Here is a 17,288-nt window from a genome sequence, read left to right on the forward strand (position 1 = left end):
TGAAAATTGACCAGGGTGATTAACTCGTCCGCTCATTTTTTGAGCAGGATTTTAGGAGATGATCACCATGAAGGATCTGGGAAGGATTCGGCGGTTGTTTTATCGGGATGGCCTGTCGCTGTCCGAGATTTCGCGGAAGACGGGGTATAGCCGGAACACCGTCAAACGTTGGTTACGGACACCGGAAGGGACGGAGCCGAGGTACGAACGGCAGAACCCGAACGTCAAGATTGCCCCGTATGCGGCGCGCCTGATCAAGGCACTGGAGGCGGATGCCCGGCGCCCGAAACGGGATCGGCGTACCGCGCTGAAACTCTTTGGCGAATTGCAGGCTGCCGGATTCACCGGCACCTACTGCCGGGTCACCGAGTTCATCCGGCGCTGGCGGGCCGATGGCGGTGCAGCCGTCAGTAAAGCCTTCGTTCCGCTCCACTTCGAGTTGGGCGAAGCCTTCCAGTTCGACTGGAGCGAAGAGCATCTGGTCATTGGCGGCGTCTGGCGGAAGATACTTGCCTCACATCTGAAACTCTGCGCCAGTCGGGCCTTTGTCGTTCAAGCCTACCCGACGCAAGGTCACGAAATGCTGTTTGATGCCCACACCCGCTCGTTTGCTGCCTTGGGCGGCATTCCCCGACGCGGCATCTACGACAACATGAAGACGGCCGTCGATAAGGTGCAGAAAGGCAAATCCCGCATCGTCAATTCGCGCTTCTCGGCGATGGCCTCCCACTACCTGTTTGATCCGGATTTCTGCAATGTCGCCAGCGGCTGGGAGAAAGGCGTTGTCGAGAAGAACATCCAGGATAGTCGGCTGCGGCTCTGGCAGGATGCCGGTAAGGAACGGTTCAGTTCGTTCACCGAACTGAACGTTTGGCTGCTCGAGCGCTGCCGGGGGCTGTGGCAGGAATTGCGTCATCCCGAGTACGCCGATCTGACGGTGGCCGAGATGCTCGAACACGAGCAACCCAGCCTGATGCCGATGGTGGCGCCGTTCGATGGCTATGTCGAAACATTGGGCAAGGTATCGAGCACTTGTCTGGTGACACTGGATCGCAACCGCTACTCGGTCCCTTGCGAACTCGTGGGCCAGGCCGTCAGCCTGCGTCTTTATCCAGAGCGGATCGACATTGTGGCGCACGATACTCGGGTGGCCAGTCATCCCCGCAACTTCAGTCGCCAGCAAACCCTCTACGACTGGCAGCACTACATTCCGCTGATTGAACGAAAGCCCGGTGCCTTGAGAAACGGTGCGCCGTTTGCCGACATGCCGGAACCGTTGCAACGATTACGCAACTTGCTCCTGCGCCGGGAAGGTGGGGATCGGGTGATGGCCAAAGTGCTGTCAGCGATTGCGCAGTTTGACCTGGAAGCGGTGCTGGTCGCCGTCGATCTGGTGCTGGAGTCCGGCCTACCCAGTGCCGAGCACATCGAGAACATGCTCAACCGCCTGAAGTCGGGTCCCATGCCGCCACCGGTGGAAACGCCACTCACCCTCAGCGAAGTGCCGATTGCCGATACTGGCCGCTATGACCGCTTGCGTACCGAGGTGACTGATCATGCGTGAGCTGATGAGCGAGTTCAAGGAACTGCGTCTGCACGGCATGGCCGGTGCGTGGGAGGAACTGACAGCCAACGGTGGCAGCCGTGTCGAAGCCTCCCGCTGGCTGATCGAGCATCTACTGCAAGCCGAGCATACGGATCGCGTGATGCGTTCGATTGGCTATCAGATGCATGCGGCCCGCTTCCCGGTACATCGTGATCTGGCCGGATTCGACTTCGAGCAATCGAAAGTGGATCAGAAGCTGATCCGGCAACTGGCCGACCTCTCCTTTGCCGAGGAAGCCCAGAACGTCGTGTTCATTGGCGGTACGGGCACCGGCAAGACGCACCTGGCCACGGCGCTGGGTGTCTCGGGCATCACCCATCACAGCAAACGGGTGCGTTTCTTCTCGACAGTCGATCTGGTCAATGCGCTGGAACAGGAGAAGGCTGCCGGCAAAGCCGGGCGGATTGCCTTGGGGCTGCTGCGTATGGACCTGGTCATTCTCGATGAGTTGGGCTACCTGCCGTTCAGCCAGGCCGGTGGCGCCTTGCTGTTCCACTTGCTCTCAAAGCTCTACGAGCACACCAGTGTGATGATCACGACCAATCTGACCTTCGCTGAATGGCCGAGCGTCTTCGGTGATGCCAAGATGACCACCGCCTTGCTCGACCGGCTGACGCATCACTGCCATATCGTGGAAACGGGCAACGAGTCGTTTCGCTTCCGGCACAGCACGGCCACTGCCAAGTCGAGGATCAAGGCACGGGAGCAGAGCAAGCGGGGAAATCCACCCGAAGCAGATCCGTTCTGATCGGGGCCGCGTTGGGAAATCCGTTCCGGACTTCGTCCTCCACGGCTTCCCCAACGCATTCGTCGTGGCTCGGAAATCAGTTGTTCTGAGCTACACTTATCCACAAGCCAACCTATGTCAGGCGGCTATCACACCTGGTCAAAATTCAACGCGCACAGGTGGTCAAATTTAAACGCGCGCCGACACAGCCAGGCACCGCTCACCAGGATCAGCGGAAAAAGCATGAAACTGGCCAGTGGGCGACTGATGTAGCGATAGATCACGCCGTTGACGGCGGCGAGCATCACGATACCCAGCAGCCCGCCAGCCAGAGCCAGCCGGTTGGCGCGCTGAATTACTGGATGGTCATCTCGCGTTACCGCACGCAGCAGCAGGCAGAGCATGACCGCCAGGGAGAACAGGATGCCCGCGGTAAATGCCTCCCTAGCAAGCAGGTTGGTTTCCATACCCTCCTCCTTTCAGCGCGCCAGCAGGTCGACCACCGGTTCGCGACTCAAGCGATCGGCCGTTGCCAACAGGGTGGCTTCAATCGAGGAGCTTGCGCGCGTCTCGAGGTGACGTCGGGCGATCAGGGCGTGAACCAAGGCGAGGTACTGCGCATCCGGCAGGATGACCTTGGTACGCGCCACGGCCAGCCATTCGAGAATGGTGTGTTGGTATCCGACCCAGTACCCGCGTTCGGAGAGTATGTAGCCGTCCGGCGACAGACGGTAATCGTCTGCCTTGCCGGCATCGTGGAGTAAGGCGGCGGCAATCAGTACCTGCCCGGAGATATCGGAGAGACCGGAGGACAGTTTGGCAGCCTGTTCGGCAACGGCGACGCCATGACGGAAGTTGCGCCCAGGTTCCCAAGGATAGTCACTGCAGCCAACGGGGCCGGTGACATAGCGGTAGAAGCGCCCCCCCTCCCACATCACGGCGTTGAACAGGTGCTGCAAGTGCCGCCCCATCCGATCCCAGAGCATGGCAGCCCGCTGAACGGCATGACGATCCGCCAGCCAGGTGGGCGGAATGGTGTGGAAGGGATTGATGGCCGGGATCGGTTTGTCGATCAGTTCGAGCCGACTGACCGGTAGGCGCCCATTCCGGAGTTGGTGGAAACAGGCGCCACGCAGCGCCACACAACAGCCGCGCTTGAGGCGGATGTCGACGTGACGGGAGGTCCAGCAGGCGGTGATCTGGGCATCCTTGTGGTAGAGGACGGCTTCGTTCATGACCTCGCGACCGGCGGCACCCGGCAATCGAACAAGGCTGACCAGGCGAAAGTGGAACGGAAGAATCGGCGTGTGCATGGTCAGGCTCCTTGGACGGGAATCGGGTTCGGGGTGTGGCCAAGATTGGCGGCCAGCAGACGCTCGAAAGCCGAGCCGTCGCGTCGGGTCAGATTCGGGACATAGCGGGAATAAACGCGAAAGAGCATTTCCGTGGTGGCGTGCCCCAATTGCCGGGCAATCCACTCCGGGTTCTCCCCTGCCCCCAGCCATAAGGTGGCCGCCGTGTGGCGACACTGATAGGGACGACGCACCTTGAGCCCAAGATGTCGGAGGAGCGGCTTCCAGACCCGGTTGTTGATGTTCTTGTAGTCGAGGGGCAGACCTTCCCGGTTACAGAAGACGAACGGCGAGATCTGGCGGGTGCTCTTCTCCTGCTCCTTGAGGGCATCGAAGACCAGTTGCGACATCTGAATATCGCGTTGCGAGTACATGGTTTTGGTGTCGGTTTCCTCACCTGCGACCACTGTTTCGCGAACCAGGATCAGGCGGCGATCGAAATCGACGTACTTCCATTTCAGGCCATGGACTTCACCGGTCCGCATGCCGGTGAAGAAACGAACCGTGAAGTAATGTTTGAAATCGGCCCGTACGGTGTCGATGATCTTCTTCACTTCGTCGAGCGAGAAGGGTTCCACATCGGTCCGTTTGACCCTAAGTTGTTTGATGTTGTCGAAGGGCGTGCGAAAATCAAAGCGGTCGGCGGCTTCGCAGAGGATTTGCCGAAGCGGATTCAATATCTTATTGATCCGTGGATTGGACAACAGGTTGGTCTTGTTCCGTGCCGGAGCTTTGGCGAGGTCTGCGCGGAATGCAAGAATGTCTGCCTTCGTGATGTTGCCGACCATCATGTCCCCGAAGCGGGGGATGAGGCGTTTGTCGATGTCGTCGCGTACGGTCTTTTTGTGCGAGGTGCGCCACTCGACGGATTTCTCGGCGTACCAGATTTCTGCAAATTCTTTGAACAGCGGGGTGGCCTTCCCTGCCCCTGCGCCCAGATTACTTGCGGCCTGAGCAGAGAGTGTTTCCTGAACCAACGGCTCTACCGGATCAAACTTTGCCGCATTCTTGCTACCTGGAAAGAACTCACTGTAGTTGAAGGTCCCTAAAGCGATTTGTTCTTCAAGACGATCACAAACTTTTCCCATTACCTTGCGGTTGGCTGGCGTATCCCTCAGCCTGGTTTGCTCCCTAAAACGACGATTTCCGACTCTGAAATCGAAGAAGAGCAGCCCTGTGTCTGGACGAACCCGAATACTAGCCATGGCAAACACCTCCATTGGCCATCGGAATCGAAAAAACCGGAGCCACTGCGTGCCCCATGTCCTCTTCGATCCTTTCCCAAATGTAGAGAATTTTTCGGCCGCCAAACGGGCGGATGTAATGAACACCCTCGAGTAATACGCTGTCCTTAAGGCGCTCCCGAATCGTCCGGGGGTCATACTTTATTAATGAGGACAACTCCTCAGTTGTTAGGTACGTGTGTGACATTTCAATCTCCATAAAGTAATCTATTTCAGAATTCACTTTTTTCGCTTTCAACGAACAAAGTTCATCCTGAACGACATTCTAGGCTGCAATTCGCCCTTGTCAAGACAATTTCTTCACTCTGGATGAATTTTATTTCTGGAGAACAAAATGATTAGGTGCCATCTATCCCGACTTATGGGGGAGCACAAAATGAAGGTAGTTGATGTTGCTCGGGAAACAGATTTACACCGCAACACGATTACGTTGCTCTACAACGAAACTGCCACAAGAGTTGATCTAGAGACAATTGATCGCCTCTGCAGGCTCTTTAGGTGTTCAGTTAGCGATCTGTTTGAATTTATCGAAACTGAATCGAAAGACACTTCAAAAGGGCACTGAAGGCAGAATTCGTATTCTGAACGATAGCTACGCCCCTCAAAACAAGAAGGCACGAGATGGGCGCAAGATGGGCACAATTTGGGCACGGCACTCAAATCTGCCACCGCCAAAGCAATTAACGCGCACAAACAAAAAACCCGCCAAGCCTTGAGCTGAGCGGGTTTTCGTTTTCCTGAGAGGGCCACAATGGGTGGTGGGCGGTACTGGGATCGAACCAGTGACCCCTGCCGTGTGAAGGCAGTGCTCTACCGCTGAGCTAACCGCCCTCCTCAGGAGCCGCGCATTTAACCATAATCAAGCCAGACGGTCAAACGCGGGTCGGCTAGAATATCGCCCTTTGCCTTTCCAAAGATTACGGATTCCATGAAGCCTGTCCGCACCCGTTTCGCCCCCAGCCCCACCGGTTACCTGCACATCGGCGGCGCCCGTACCGCACTGTTTTCCTGGGCCTATGCCCGCCGCCACGGCGGAACGTTCGTCCTGCGCATTGAAGATACCGACGTTGCCCGTTCCACCCCGGAGGCCGTGCAGGCTATTCTCGACGGCATGCAGTGGCTGGGCCTGGAACACGACGAAGGCCCCTTCTATCAGATGCAGCGCATGGATCGCTACAAGGAAGTGATTCAGCAGATGCTGGCCGCCGGCCACGCCTATTACTGCTACACCAGCAAGGAAGAACTGGATGCCCTGCGCGCCGAACAGGAAGCGAAGAAGGAAAAGCCGCGCTACGACGGCCGCTGGCGCCCGGAAGCCGGCAAGACACTGCCCCCCCCGCCAAGCGATGTGCCGCCGGTCGTCCGCTTCAAGAACCCGAAGGATGGCGTCGTCGCCTGGGATGATCAGGTCAAGGGCCGCATCGAATTCGCCAATACGGAGCTTGATGACCTGATCATCGCCCGCGCCGACGGCACGCCGACCTACAACTTCTGCGTCTGCGTCGACGACTGGGACATGGGCATCACCCACGTCATCCGCGGCGACGACCACGTCAACAACACGCCCCGCCAGATCAACATCCTCAAGGCGCTGGGCGCCGAGGTGCCGACCTACGCCCACCTGTCGATGATCCTCGGCGACGACGGCGCCAAGCTCTCCAAGCGCCACGGCGCCGTGTCGGTCATGCAGTACGACGATGACGGCTTCCTGACCGAAGCCGTCATCAATTATCTGGCCCGCCTCGGTTGGTCGCACGGCGACGACGAGGTGTTCTCGCGCCAGCAGTTCGTCGAATGGTTCGACCTCGACCACATCACCGCCTCGGCCGCCCAGTTCAATACCGAAAAACTACTCTGGCTGAACCAGCACTACATGAAGCAGCTATCGCCTGCCGACCTGGCCGCCAAGGTGAAGCCCCGCCTGGCTGCCCGCGGTGTCGACACCGATGCCGGCCCGAGCCTGGAGCAGGCTGTCGCCTTGTATGTCGACCGCTGCAATACGCTGAACGTGCTGGCCGACGCCGTCGAAGTCTTCTATGTGCCGGTCACGCCGCACGCCGAACTGCTCGCCCAACACCTTGGCGATGACGCCCGCCCGGCTTTGGCCGATTTTGCGACCGGCATCGCCAGCGTTGCCTGGGAAGCACCGGCCATCAATGCCCTGATCAAGGAGACTGTGACCAAAAACGGCCTCAAGATGCCCAAACTGGCCATGCCGCTGCGCGTCATCCTGACCGGCCAGGCGCAGACACCGTCGGTCGATGCGGTGATCTGCCTGATCGGCCGGGAGCGTGTTACGGAGGCCTTGGCAAAATATCTCTAAAAAATCGCGAAAAGCCCTTTACAAGGCCCAATGAGGTGCCTATAATGCGGCCTTCTTTCGCGGCGGGGGTATAGCTCAGCTGGGAGAGCGCTTGCATGGCATGCAAGAGGTCAGCGGTTCGATCCCGCTTACCTCCACCAAGTGCGAAAGAAGTTAGTCCGGGTCCCCATCGTCTAGAGGCCTAGGACACCGCCCTTTCACGGCGGTAACTGGGGTTCGAATCCCCATGGGGACGCCAAGAATTTGGTAGTGCAGGTTAAAGTGCGGAGTGGTAGTTCAGTCGGTTAGAATACCGGCCTGTCACGCCGGGGGTCGCGGGTTCGAGTCCCGTCCACTCCGCCAGTTTTACGGGTTGCAGCGAAAGCTGCATTCCGGGTCGAAAGGCCAAAACGTAGTTTGGCTGTCTCCTTGAGGGGGTATAGCTCAGCTGGGAGAGCGCTTGCATGGCATGCAAGAGGTCAGCGGTTCGATCCCGCTTACCTCCACCAAGCACCAGACTACACAACGCAGTTTTGTCCGGGTCCCCATCGTCTAGAGGCCTAGGACACCGCCCTTTCACGGCGGTAACTGGGGTTCGAATCCCCATGGGGACGCCAAGAATTTGGTAGTGCAGGTTAAAGTGCGGAGTGGTAGTTCAGTCGGTTAGAATACCGGCCTGTCACGCCGGGGGTCGCGGGTTCGAGTCCCGTCCACTCCGCCAGTAATAAAAACCAGCTTCGGCTGGTTTTTTTACGTCCATTGCCAAAATACCCCCCACCCGCGGCAAGGTATAATTTCGCTCCTTCGAATCACGCGAGCCAGGCCATCCCCCCATGCAGCACCGTTTCATCTCAACGCCTCTGCTCCGGATTCGCCACGCCGTACTCGTCATCACCCTCTCACTCCTCATCGCGCCAGCATCGGCGCAAATGGGTGAAACATCCCCGTTCTCATCCCTGAGCATGCCGGTGCTGCTCGACTCGCCGGCCAACGATTCCCTGGCAGTCCAGGAAATTCAGGGGGCGCCGCAACTGCCGGTCAGCATCGACCTAACCGTCCGTGAGAACAACCTGTGGGACCGCATTCGCAATGGTTTTGCGATGACCGACCTGAATGACGATCTGGTGCTCTACTACCAGCAGTGGTACCAGAACCGGCCGGATGCCCTGCGCCGCATGGTCGAGCGCAGCCGGCCCTACCTGCACCACATTGTCGAGGAACTCGAAGCACGCGGCATGCCGACCGAACTGGCCCTGCTGCCCATGGTGGAAAGCTCGTTCAACCCCAATGCCTACTCGCGGGCCCATGCTTCCGGCCTGTGGCAATTCATTCCATCGACCGGCAAGCGGTTCAACCTGGAACAGAACTGGTGGCGCGATGAGCGGCGCGATATCGTCGCCTCGACCAATGCGGCGCTTGACTACCTGCAGAGCATCTACGACATGCACGGCGACTGGCACCTCGCACTGGCCTCGTACAACTGGGGTGAAGGCGCCGTCAAACGGGCGATCACTAAAAACGAGGCGCGCGGTCTGCCGACCGATTACCCCAGCCTGAACATGCCGAACGAAACCCGGCATTACGTTCCGAAATTGCAGGCGCTGAAGAACATTTTCGGGAACCCGGGCCTCATCGCCCGCCTCGGCCTACCCTTCATTCCGAACGAACCTTATTTCGCCACGCTGGAAACGCCGCGCCCGATCGACGTCAAAACCGCCGCCCAACTGGCCAACATGTCGGTCGAAGAATTCCAGCGCCTGAATCCGTCCCACAACCGGCCGATCATCAAACCCGACACCCCCGTGGTCATCCCGGCCGACAAGGTTGATGATTTCCGCAGCAAGTTGCACGACAGCCGGGTGCCACTCACCCAGTGGCAGGCCTACACGGTGACATCGGCTGAGCGCCTGGAGCAGATTGCCGCCCGTTTCAACACGACGGCGGCCGAACTCGCCCGTGTCAACGGCCTTTCCGAAAAAGTCCGGCTCGGTGCCGGTTCAACCCTGCTGGTCCCCGGCAATGGCAGCTCATCGGGCCTCACCTCGCTGCTCAACGCCCAGGCCCCTCAACACATCATCGAACCGGAACGTATTGCCCGCACCTGTGGCAAAGGCAACAAGCGGAGTGCGAAATGTGCGCCACGCGACGAATCCCCGGCAAGCAAGGGGAGCAAAACCGCCAAGGATGGCGGTAACGCCGGCCCTACCAAGGCGAGCCGGGCAACGGCCGGCAAGCCCGACGCCAAGGGTGCCAAGAGTACCGCCCGGAACACTGCCAAGCCGACCCCCGCCAAACCGGCGGCCAGTCAGCCGACGAACAAGAAGCGCAAATGACTCACTCGGGGTGGTAGCAAGTCACGCGGTGCGTCGCTGACAGGGCCACCGTGGCGGGATACTGGCTGCGGCACAGATCGCTCGCGCGCGGGCAGCGTGGATGGAAATGGCAACCTGCCGGAGGGTTGGCCGGCGACGGCGTTTCACCCGCCAGGCGAATCACGCCTGCCAAAGCCTCCAGACGCGGCGCCGGCACCGCCGACAACAGCGCCTTGGTATAGGGATGGTGTGGCTGGCGTAGCACCTCCTCCGCCCTGCCCTGCTCGACGATGCGCCCGAGGTACATGACGGCCACGTCGTGCGCCAGGTACTCGACCACCGCAAAATTGTGGGTGATGAACAGGTAGGCCACCCCCAGTTCGGCCTGCAGTTTCTTCAATAGATTGAGAATCTGCGCCTGGACCGAGACATCGAGCGCCGAGGTCGGTTCGTCGCAGATCAGCAGTTCCGGCTGCACGGCCAGCGCGCGGGCGATGGCGATGCGCTGGCGCTGGCCGCCCGAGAATTCGTGCGGATAACGCTCCATTGCCTCGTCCGGCAAACCAACCTGGGCGAGCAATGCGGCAATGGCGGCTCGCCGACTCGCCCCACCTCCACTCACCCCGAGTGCCTCCATGCCTTCGGCGATGATGTCGCCAACCCGCAAACGCGGATTCAGCGAAGCAAAGGGGTCCTGGAAGATCATCTGCATGTGGCGGCGTACCGCGCGCAGGCGCTGCCCCTTGAGGCCGACCAGTTCGTTGCTGCCCAGGCGCACCGCTCCGCCACTGGGCGGTATCAATTGCAGCAGCGCCTTGCCGACCGTCGTCTTGCCGCATCCCGACTCGCCGACCAGCGCCAGCGTCCGCCCCGGCGCGATGGCGAGGGACACGCCATCAACCGCCCGCACATGCCCGACCGTACGCTGCAGAAAGCCCTTGCGGATCGGAAAATGGACCTTGAGATCGTCGACTTCCAGGAAAGACCGGCCGGCCGCCCCCTCCATTTCCGTCAACGGATGCCGCCATTCGCCCGCTTCCGCCGCCTCGCCCTGCCAGTGACAACGTACAGCATGGCCATCCAGCTTGCGCCAGTCGGGTGACTGCTCGCGACACCGCGCCATGACATGCCGGCAGCGGTCGGAAAAACGGCAGCCGGATGGCATCCTGCCCAGCGAAGGGACCTGGCCGGGGATGGTGGCGAGACCGCGCCCGCGCCGCGAAATATCGGGCAGCGCCTCGAACAGCGCCTGCGTGTAGGGGTGGCGTGGCTGGCCGAAGAATGCCTCGCGCCCGGCCACCTCGACCAACTCGCCGGCGTACATGACACCGACCCGGTGCGCCATGCGGGCAACGACACCCAGGTCGTGGGTAATGAGCAGGATCGACATGCCGCGTTCGGCCTGCAAACGCGCGAGCAGGTCAAGGATCTGTGCCTGGACGGTGACGTCGAGCGCAGTCGTCGGTTCGTCGGCGATCAGCAGTTCCGGCTCGCCGGCCAGCGCGATGGCGATCATCACCCGCTGCTTCATGCCGCCGGAGAACTGGAAGGGATACTCGTTCAACCGACGCTCGGGATCGGCGATACCGACCTGGCGCAGCAGGTCGACCATGCGCCCGGTTGCCTCAGCCCCGCGCAAGCCCAGATGACGCCAGAGCACCTCGCCGATCTGCTGACCGACGGTGAGCACCGGGTTGAGGCTGGTGGCCGGTTCCTGGAAGATCATCGCAATGCGCCCGCCACGCCAGGTGCGCATCTCCGCTTCCGACAAGGCGAGCAGATCCTCGCCATCGAAGCAGACACGTCCGCCGAGTATGCGCCCAACCGCCGGCAACAGGCGCATGATGCCCTGAGCCGTCACCGACTTGCCGCATCCGGACTCCCCCAGCAGGGCGAAGGTTTCGCCGGCAGCGATATCAAAGGACACGCCATCGACGGCGACCAGCGTCTGCCGGCCGGACTGGAAAGCGAGGCGAAGCAGCTCAACTCTCAACATCAGGCGGCCCTCGGGTCGAATGCATCGCGCACGGCATCGGCGAATAAATTGGCGGCCAGGACGAGGATGAACATGGCGGAGAAGGCGGCGGCCAGCGACCACCAGACGACCGGTTCGCGGCCGAGTTCCATACGGGCATTGTTGATCATCGTGCCGAAGCTGGTCATGCTCGGATCGACGCCGATGCCGACATAGGAGAGCACCGCCTCGGCCAGCACCAGGCCGGAAAAGTCCATAACCAGGGCAATGATCACGATGTGCATCAGGTTGGGCAGGATGTGGCGCAGGATGATGCGCCCGTTCGATACCCCGAAGGCCTGCGCCGCCTGGATGTATTCGAGCTCGCGCAGCTTCAGCGTTTCACCGCGCAACAGCCGGCACAAGCCGGTCCAGCTGGTGATGCCGAGAATGAAGCAGAGTGCCAGCAGGCGCAGATCGGCACGCTCGGCGGCCGTCGAGAACCACTGCGGATGGGTGTCGATGACGACCTGCATCATCAGTACGGCAGCGGCAATCAGCAGCACGCCGGGAATCGAGTTGAGCACGGTATACACGTACTGGATGACGTCATCGGCCCAGCCGCGGAAATAGCCGGCGACGATGCCGAGTAATACGGCCAGGGGCAACATGACCAGTGTCGTCACCAGGCCGATGATCAACCCGGTGCGCACACTCTTCAGGACTTGGTAGAAGACATCCTGACCAACCTTGTCGGTGCCAAAAACGTGGTACTGACCAGACAAGCTGAACAAGGGAACAGCGATGAGCAGGATCAACCCGCAGGCGATCAGCACCGCATTCCAGGCAAAAGCAGTGTCGCCGCGCCAGATGCGCCGCCAGCCGTCCGTGTTGCCGTCCCCGGCGACCCGCGCGGCCAGTCCGGCCAACGCCATCCAGACGACAAACGCCAGCGCCACCGCGCGGAAGGCGGTGAATCCGGCATCCGCCGCCACCTCGCCTTCCCGTTCGCCGAGATGCTGCCCGCCATGCTTCAGGCGGGGATATTCGCGCACCGAACCCTGGCCGGGTACGTCGATGGTTTCCTTGGCATACAGGCGGGTAGCGAATGGTTCGGAATAGGTTTTCTCGTTGCGGGTACGCAAGGGTGTCGCCAGCGCATCGAGTACCGACAGCACCTCGACGGCATACTGTACCTTCTGCCCCGGCTTCCCCTCCAGCGCCACACGGTAATGCAGTGAGTCGAGCAGGCCGACCAGCACGAAGGCAAGCAGCACCGTGGCCGAGGCCATGCCGATCCGGTTGGCACCGACCCGCCGCCAGGCCGCCAGCAAGGGCGGATTCCGCGCGATCAGGACACCCAGAGCGACACCGGCCGCGACAAGCAGCCAGATCAGCAGGTCGGACCACAGGATGACGATTTCAAAACCCATCATTCGAAGCGTATCCGCGGGTCGACCAGCGTGTAGGAAATGTCGGTCAGGATCAGGCCGACGATGTAAAGCACGGAGCCGATGAAGACCATCGAGCGCACCACGGCAAAGTCCTGCGCATTGATGGCGTCGATGGTGTAGCTGCCCAGGCCGGGAATGCCAAAGAAGGACTCAGTGAGCAGCGAGCCCATGAAGAGCAGCGGAATGACCACGACGACACCGGTCAGGATGGGGATCAGCGCATTGCGCAGGATGTGACGGAAGAAGACCAGGGTTTCCGGCAGGCCCTTGGCCCGGGCGGTACGGACGTAATCCTTGCCGACCTCCTCCAGGAAAATGGTGCGATACCAGCGTGTCGAGGAGCCAATCCCGGAAACGACGCCGATCAGCACCGGCAGGATCAGGAAACGCCAGGCTTCCAGCCCCGCGCCAAAGCCCGAGATCGGCACCAGCCGCCACACCTTGCTGATTAAATACTGGCCACCGATGATGTAGAACAGACCGGAGATGGACATCATCGCCACGCACAGCACGACACCCCAGAAATCGAAGGCCGTGGCGCGGAAGAAGGCCAGGGTAAGCGCAAAGCTGATGGTGACGAACAAGCCAAGGAGGAAGGTGGGGAGCGCAATCGCCAGCGACGGCCCCATGCGGCTGGCGATTTCGCGGGCGATGTCGCGCCCGTCTTCGGCCCGCCCGAAATCGCCGACGAACATGCGTGCCGATTTCTCGAAGAAGATGGTCTCGGTCGCCTTGGCCAATCCGCCCACCTCGGCATTCCAGAGCAAGGGCTTGTCGTAGCCACGCTCGACCTTCCATTTCTGGATCGCCTCAGGCGTCACGCGCTTGACGCCCAGCTGCATGCGCGCCATGTCGTCCGGCGTGTTGACCACGAAGAACAGCGCAAAGGTGATCAGGTTGACCCCGATCAGGATGGGCAGCGCATAGAGAAGTCGGCGAACGATGTAGGCAAGCATTGGCGCGATTATGCCAAGAGCCGGGCGGGATGGGTGACCAGAGGGCACCAGCCGGTGCTGGGCAAGCTTCACAAAGCTTTACACAGTAACGACGAGGCGGATGGCGGGCTCGGGTATACTCTGCGCCGCCTGATCCGGGTCAGCCGGCATGGCAGAAAAGAAAAAAGCCACATTCACCAAATCGCAAGCGACTGAAGAATATGGCTTTGTTTCGAACCCTGGCGGAGAGGGAGGGATTCGAACCCTCGGTACCTTGCAGTACGCCTGATTTCGAATCAGGTACATTCGACCACTCTGCCACCTCTCCGCGGGAGCGAGATAATAGCACAAGACATGCGCGGGATAGTAGGTCTATTACTGCTGTGCATCACTTTTTTTATCGCCAGTTGTGGCGAGAGGGAGGCGCGCCTGCCCTTCCCCACGCCGGCACAGCATGATCTGGTCGTCCTGGTCCACCCTGGGCTACTGACCTACACGACCGACGAAAACGGCAATCCGGGCGGCCTCGAATATGACTTGGTACAGGCTTTCGCCCAGGAACTGGGTGTCGGCGTCAAATACATCATCAGCCAGCCGGAAGCGCTTGAAGACGACCTCCTCAGCAGCCGCTACCATCTGGCGATCGGCTGGCTGACATCAAACGCCGACCCGAGCCTGCAATCGACCCCGCCCATCTTCCAGACCCGCGACATCCTGATCCAGCACGAAGCGACCCTCCCTCTGAGTAGCACCGCACAACTGGCCGGCCAGACCGTTCATGTCATGCGCGGCTCGCGGCAGGCCAAAACGCTGCACAAGCTGGCCCGGGACATTCCCGACCTGCGGATCGAGGAATTCAACGGTGCCGACATCTTTGCCCTGCTGGAAAAGCTGGGCAACCGGGGCATCGACTACGTCGCGCTCGATGAAAGCCTGGAAGACATTGCCAACCAGCACATTCCCAACCTGCGCGCCTCGCTTGCCCTGAGCGACAACCAACCAGTGGCCTGGGGCCTGGGCCGGCATCCGAACGTGGAGTTGAAGGCGCGCGTCGACAAGTTCGTCGAGCGGGTCCAGCACGACGGCACACTGGCCCGCCTGGAGGACCGCTATCTCGGCCACGTCCGGCGCCTGACCCAGGCCGACATCATCCGCTTCCTGGGCGAGATCGAGACGACCCTGCCCAAGTACCGGAAATCCTTCCAGGCCGCACAAGTCCTCACCGGGATCGACTGGCGCCTGATTGCTGCCGTCGCCTACCATGAATCGCAGTGGGACCCGAACGCGACCAGCTATACCAATGTGCGCGGCATCATGATGCTGACCGAAGAAACGGCCGACCGCCTGCAAGTCGGCAACCGGCTGGATGCCAACGAGAGCATCCTGGCCGGGGCGCGCTACATCAACCTTCTGCGCGAGCAACTGCCGGAAGAAACCGAGGAACCCGACCGTACCTGGCTGGCCCTGGCAGCGTACAACATCGGACCCGGCCACTTCGGCGCCGCCCAGACCCTGGCCCGCCAGCTCAAGGCCGACCCCAATGCCTGGTACGAGATGAAGCGCATCCTGCCCCTGCTGGCCCAGCCGCGCTATGCCCAACAACTCCGGATCGGCAAGGCGCGGGGGGGGGAGGCGGTAATCCTGGTCGAAAACATCCGCAGCTATTACGACATCCTGCAGCGCAATGCGCCACCGCTCGCCCCTAGCCCGGCAGCGGCCGAGGGCTTGAAGCGTCTGGTCAACGAAATCGAGGCACGCCGCAAGGAATACGCCCGAAAAATGGCGGCTGCCAAGGCCATTACCAGCCAGCCACGAGAGGCACCGGAAGCCGCGACGCTTCGCCTGCCGACAATGGAACCAAACGAAAGCTGGTGATGTAAACGACGATGCCCGCCTGGTTTCGGCGGGCATCGCTCAAACCGGCCGAGGCCGACGGGATTATCAGATCAGCGTGGCACGATCAGTTCCAGCCCCGCCATATAGGGACGCAAGGCAGCCGGAATGACGACGCTGCCATCGGCCTGCTGGTTGTTCTCCAGGATGGCGACCAGCGTGCGGCCAACGGCCAGTCCCGAGCCATTCAGGGTGTGGCACAACTCCGGCTTGTTCTTCTCATTGCGGAAACGGGCCTGCATGCGACGAGCCTGGAAGCTGCCGAAGTTGGAGCACGACGAAATCTCGCGGTAGGTATTCTGCGCCGGCAGCCAGACCTCCAGATCGTAGGTCTTGGCGGCAGAGAAGCCCATGTCGCCGGAACACAGCACGACACGGCGGTACGGCAGTTCCAGCGCCTCGAGAATGGCTTCGGCGTGGCCGGTCAGTTCTTCATGCGCGGCGGCCGACTGGTCGGGGTGGACGATCTGTACCAACTCGACCTTGTCGAACTGGTGCTGGCGGATCATGCCGCGCACGTCGCGACCGCCCGAACCCGCTTCGGAACGGAAGCACGGCGTGTGGCAGACGAGTTTGAGCGGCAGCGCCTCGGCGGCCAGGATTTCATCGCGCACGATGTTGGTCACCGGCACTTCGGCGGTCGGGATCAGGTAGAGCGGGTCCTGCTCGCCACGCAGAACCTTGAACAGATCTTCCTCGAATTTGGGCAACTGGCCGGTGCCGAACAGGCTGGCGGCATTCACCAGATAAGGCGCGTAAACCTCCGTGTAGCCGTGCTTTTCGGTATGCGTGTCGAGCATGAACTGGGCAAGTGCGCGGTGCAGACGGGCGATGCCGCCTTTCAGCAGGGAAAAACGGGCACCGGAAATCTTGGCGGCGGTGGCGAAATCCAGTTGGCCCAGCCCCTCGCCAATATCGGTATGGTCCTTGACCTCGAACGCGAAGGTCTTCGGTGCACCCCAGCGCTTCAGTTCGACGTTGCCGGTTTCATCTTCGCCGACCGGCACGGATTCATCCGGGATATTCGGCAGCGTGGCCAGGATGGCGTTGAACTTCTCCAGCAACTCGCCAAGACGGGTCTCGGAAGCCTTCAGCTCGTCGCCCAGCGCACCGACCTGCGTCATCACGTCGGACGCATCCTTGCCCTGCCCCTTCAACATGCCGATCTGCTTGGAGAGGCTGTTGCGCTGCGCCTGCAGTTCCTGCGTCCGGGTCTGCAGCGTCTTGCGCTCGGCTTCCAGCGCAGAGAATTCAGCAAAGTCGATCGGCTTGCCGCGCTTGGCCAGGCCAGCGACGACGGCTTCAAGGTTGGTGCGGAGGAGTTGGATGTCGAGCATGGAGAATCCTGAATCGTGACGGTGGACCGCAATTTCGGCCGAAGATGAAATTATACGCGAGCCATCCCACCCACCTTCGGCCTCCGCATCGTCGAAACCAGGGTCCAGCCCCCATCGCCCCGTCTCCCTCTCGATTAACAGAGCATTTGGCCGATGCCGGCAATTGCCCTAG

At 61.0% G+C, this 17,288-nt stretch carries 13 protein-coding genes and 8 tRNA genes; 12 read left to right on the forward strand and 9 right to left on the reverse strand.

Annotation, left to right across the window (positions count from 1 at the left end):
- Nucleotides 1-67 precede the first annotated feature (67 nt).
- Nucleotides 68-1,564, forward strand: coding sequence for an IS21 family transposase (istA, locus tag K420_RS0115605; protein WP_157275152.1), 1,497 nt, complete (start codon nt 68-70; stop codon nt 1,562-1,564).
- On the forward strand, nt 1,554-2,354 hold the full coding sequence (gene istB, locus K420_RS0115610; RefSeq protein WP_456297580.1) for an IS21-like element helper ATPase IstB: 801 nt from the start codon (nt 1,554-1,556) through the stop codon (nt 2,352-2,354). Before istA ends, istB begins: the two co-directional genes overlap by 11 nt.
- A 128-nt stretch (nt 2,355-2,482) precedes the next feature.
- On the opposite strand, the gene K420_RS0115615 is transcribed toward istB, so the two are convergent.
- From K420_RS0115615 to K420_RS0115625, 3 genes are read right to left on the reverse strand one after another with little or no spacing between them, the layout of a single operon-like run.
- Nucleotides 2,483-2,800: a hypothetical protein gene (locus K420_RS0115615; RefSeq protein WP_157275126.1), complete on the reverse strand. Its 318-nt coding sequence runs from the start codon at nt 2,798-2,800 to the stop codon at nt 2,483-2,485.
- Between the two features lie 12 nt (nt 2,801-2,812).
- Nucleotides 2,813-3,646, reverse strand: a complete 834-nt coding sequence (locus K420_RS19265) for an HD domain-containing protein (protein WP_051453188.1) — start codon at nt 3,644-3,646, stop codon at nt 2,813-2,815.
- 2 nt (nt 3,647-3,648) lie between these two features.
- Nucleotides 3,649-4,890 carry an Arm DNA-binding domain-containing protein gene (locus tag K420_RS0115625; protein ID WP_027458877.1) on the reverse strand — a complete coding sequence of 414 codons (1,242 nt, stop codon included), beginning with the start codon at nt 4,888-4,890 and terminating at the stop codon, nt 3,649-3,651.
- 373 nt (nt 4,891-5,263) lie between these two features.
- Here K420_RS0115625 and K420_RS20255 point away from each other — a divergent pair, with 373 nt between their 5' ends.
- The gene (locus K420_RS20255) at nt 5,264-5,494 is read left to right on the forward strand and encodes a helix-turn-helix domain-containing protein (protein WP_084019694.1); all 231 of its coding nucleotides are present in this window, start codon (nt 5,264-5,266) and stop codon (nt 5,492-5,494) included.
- Between the two features lie 191 nt (nt 5,495-5,685).
- Here the strand turns inward: K420_RS20255 and K420_RS0115635 are convergent.
- Nucleotides 5,686-5,760, reverse strand: a tRNA-Val gene (locus K420_RS0115635).
- A gap of 97 nt (nt 5,761-5,857) precedes the next feature.
- On the opposite strand from K420_RS0115635, the gene gltX reads away from it, so the two are divergent.
- The 8 genes from gltX (at nt 5,858) to K420_RS19270 (ending at nt 9,564) form a co-directional block, all read left to right on the forward strand.
- A complete protein-coding gene (gene gltX, locus K420_RS0115640; protein WP_027458879.1) occupies nt 5,858-7,252 on the forward strand; it encodes a glutamate--tRNA ligase in 1,395 nt (464 codons plus the stop codon).
- 64 nt (nt 7,253-7,316) lie between these two features.
- A tRNA-Ala gene (locus K420_RS0115645) sits at nt 7,317-7,392 on the forward strand.
- Nucleotides 7,393-7,414: 22 nt separating this feature from the next.
- Nucleotides 7,415-7,490: transfer RNA gene (locus tag K420_RS0115650), tRNA-Glu, on the forward strand.
- A gap of 27 nt (nt 7,491-7,517) precedes the next feature.
- Nucleotides 7,518-7,594 (forward strand) — tRNA-Asp (locus K420_RS0115655).
- Nucleotides 7,595-7,664: 70 nt separating this feature from the next.
- Nucleotides 7,665-7,740 (forward strand) — tRNA-Ala (locus K420_RS0115660).
- A 32-nt stretch (nt 7,741-7,772) separates the two neighbouring features.
- Nucleotides 7,773-7,848: transfer RNA gene (locus tag K420_RS0115665), tRNA-Glu, on the forward strand.
- 27 nt (nt 7,849-7,875) lie between these two features.
- Nucleotides 7,876-7,952: transfer RNA gene (locus K420_RS0115670), tRNA-Asp, on the forward strand.
- A gap of 208 nt (nt 7,953-8,160) precedes the next feature.
- On the forward strand, nt 8,161-9,564 hold the full coding sequence (locus K420_RS19270; RefSeq protein WP_232422801.1) for a transglycosylase SLT domain-containing protein: 1,404 nt from the start codon (nt 8,161-8,163) through the stop codon (nt 9,562-9,564).
- Between the two features lies 1 nt (nt 9,565).
- Here K420_RS19270 and K420_RS0115680 read toward each other — a convergent pair whose 3' ends face one another.
- From K420_RS0115680 to K420_RS0115695, 4 genes are all read right to left on the reverse strand, one after another.
- Nucleotides 9,566-11,539, reverse strand: coding sequence for an ABC transporter ATP-binding protein (locus tag K420_RS0115680; RefSeq protein WP_035854909.1), 1,974 nt, complete (start codon nt 11,537-11,539; stop codon nt 9,566-9,568).
- Complete coding sequence (locus K420_RS0115685) at nt 11,539-12,930, reverse strand: ABC transporter permease (protein WP_027458881.1); 1,392 nt, start codon at nt 12,928-12,930, stop codon at nt 11,539-11,541. The genes K420_RS0115680 and K420_RS0115685 overlap by 1 nt, the downstream gene beginning before the upstream one ends.
- Nucleotides 12,930-13,907 (reverse strand): ABC transporter permease, encoded by a 978-nt coding sequence (locus K420_RS0115690; RefSeq protein WP_027458882.1) that lies wholly within the window; start codon nt 13,905-13,907, stop codon nt 12,930-12,932. Before K420_RS0115690 ends, K420_RS0115685 begins: the two co-directional genes overlap by 1 nt.
- Before the next feature lie 219 nt (nt 13,908-14,126).
- Nucleotides 14,127-14,214: transfer RNA gene (locus tag K420_RS0115695), tRNA-Ser, on the reverse strand.
- 26 nt (nt 14,215-14,240) lie between these two features.
- Between K420_RS0115695 and mltF the strand changes: the two genes are divergently transcribed.
- A complete protein-coding gene (gene mltF / locus K420_RS19275) occupies nt 14,241-15,761 on the forward strand; it encodes a membrane-bound lytic murein transglycosylase MltF (protein WP_051453189.1) in 1,521 nt (506 codons plus the stop codon).
- Between the two features lie 71 nt (nt 15,762-15,832).
- On the opposite strand, the gene serS is transcribed toward mltF, so the two are convergent.
- Complete coding sequence (serS, locus tag K420_RS0115705; protein ID WP_027458883.1) at nt 15,833-17,116, reverse strand: serine--tRNA ligase; 1,284 nt, start codon at nt 17,114-17,116, stop codon at nt 15,833-15,835.
- Nucleotides 17,117-17,288: the final 172 nt, after the last annotated feature.

It is taken from the genome of Dechloromonas agitata is5, assembly GCF_000519045.1.
GTDB classification, from domain to species: Bacteria; Pseudomonadota; Gammaproteobacteria; order Burkholderiales; family Rhodocyclaceae; genus Azonexus; species Azonexus agitatus.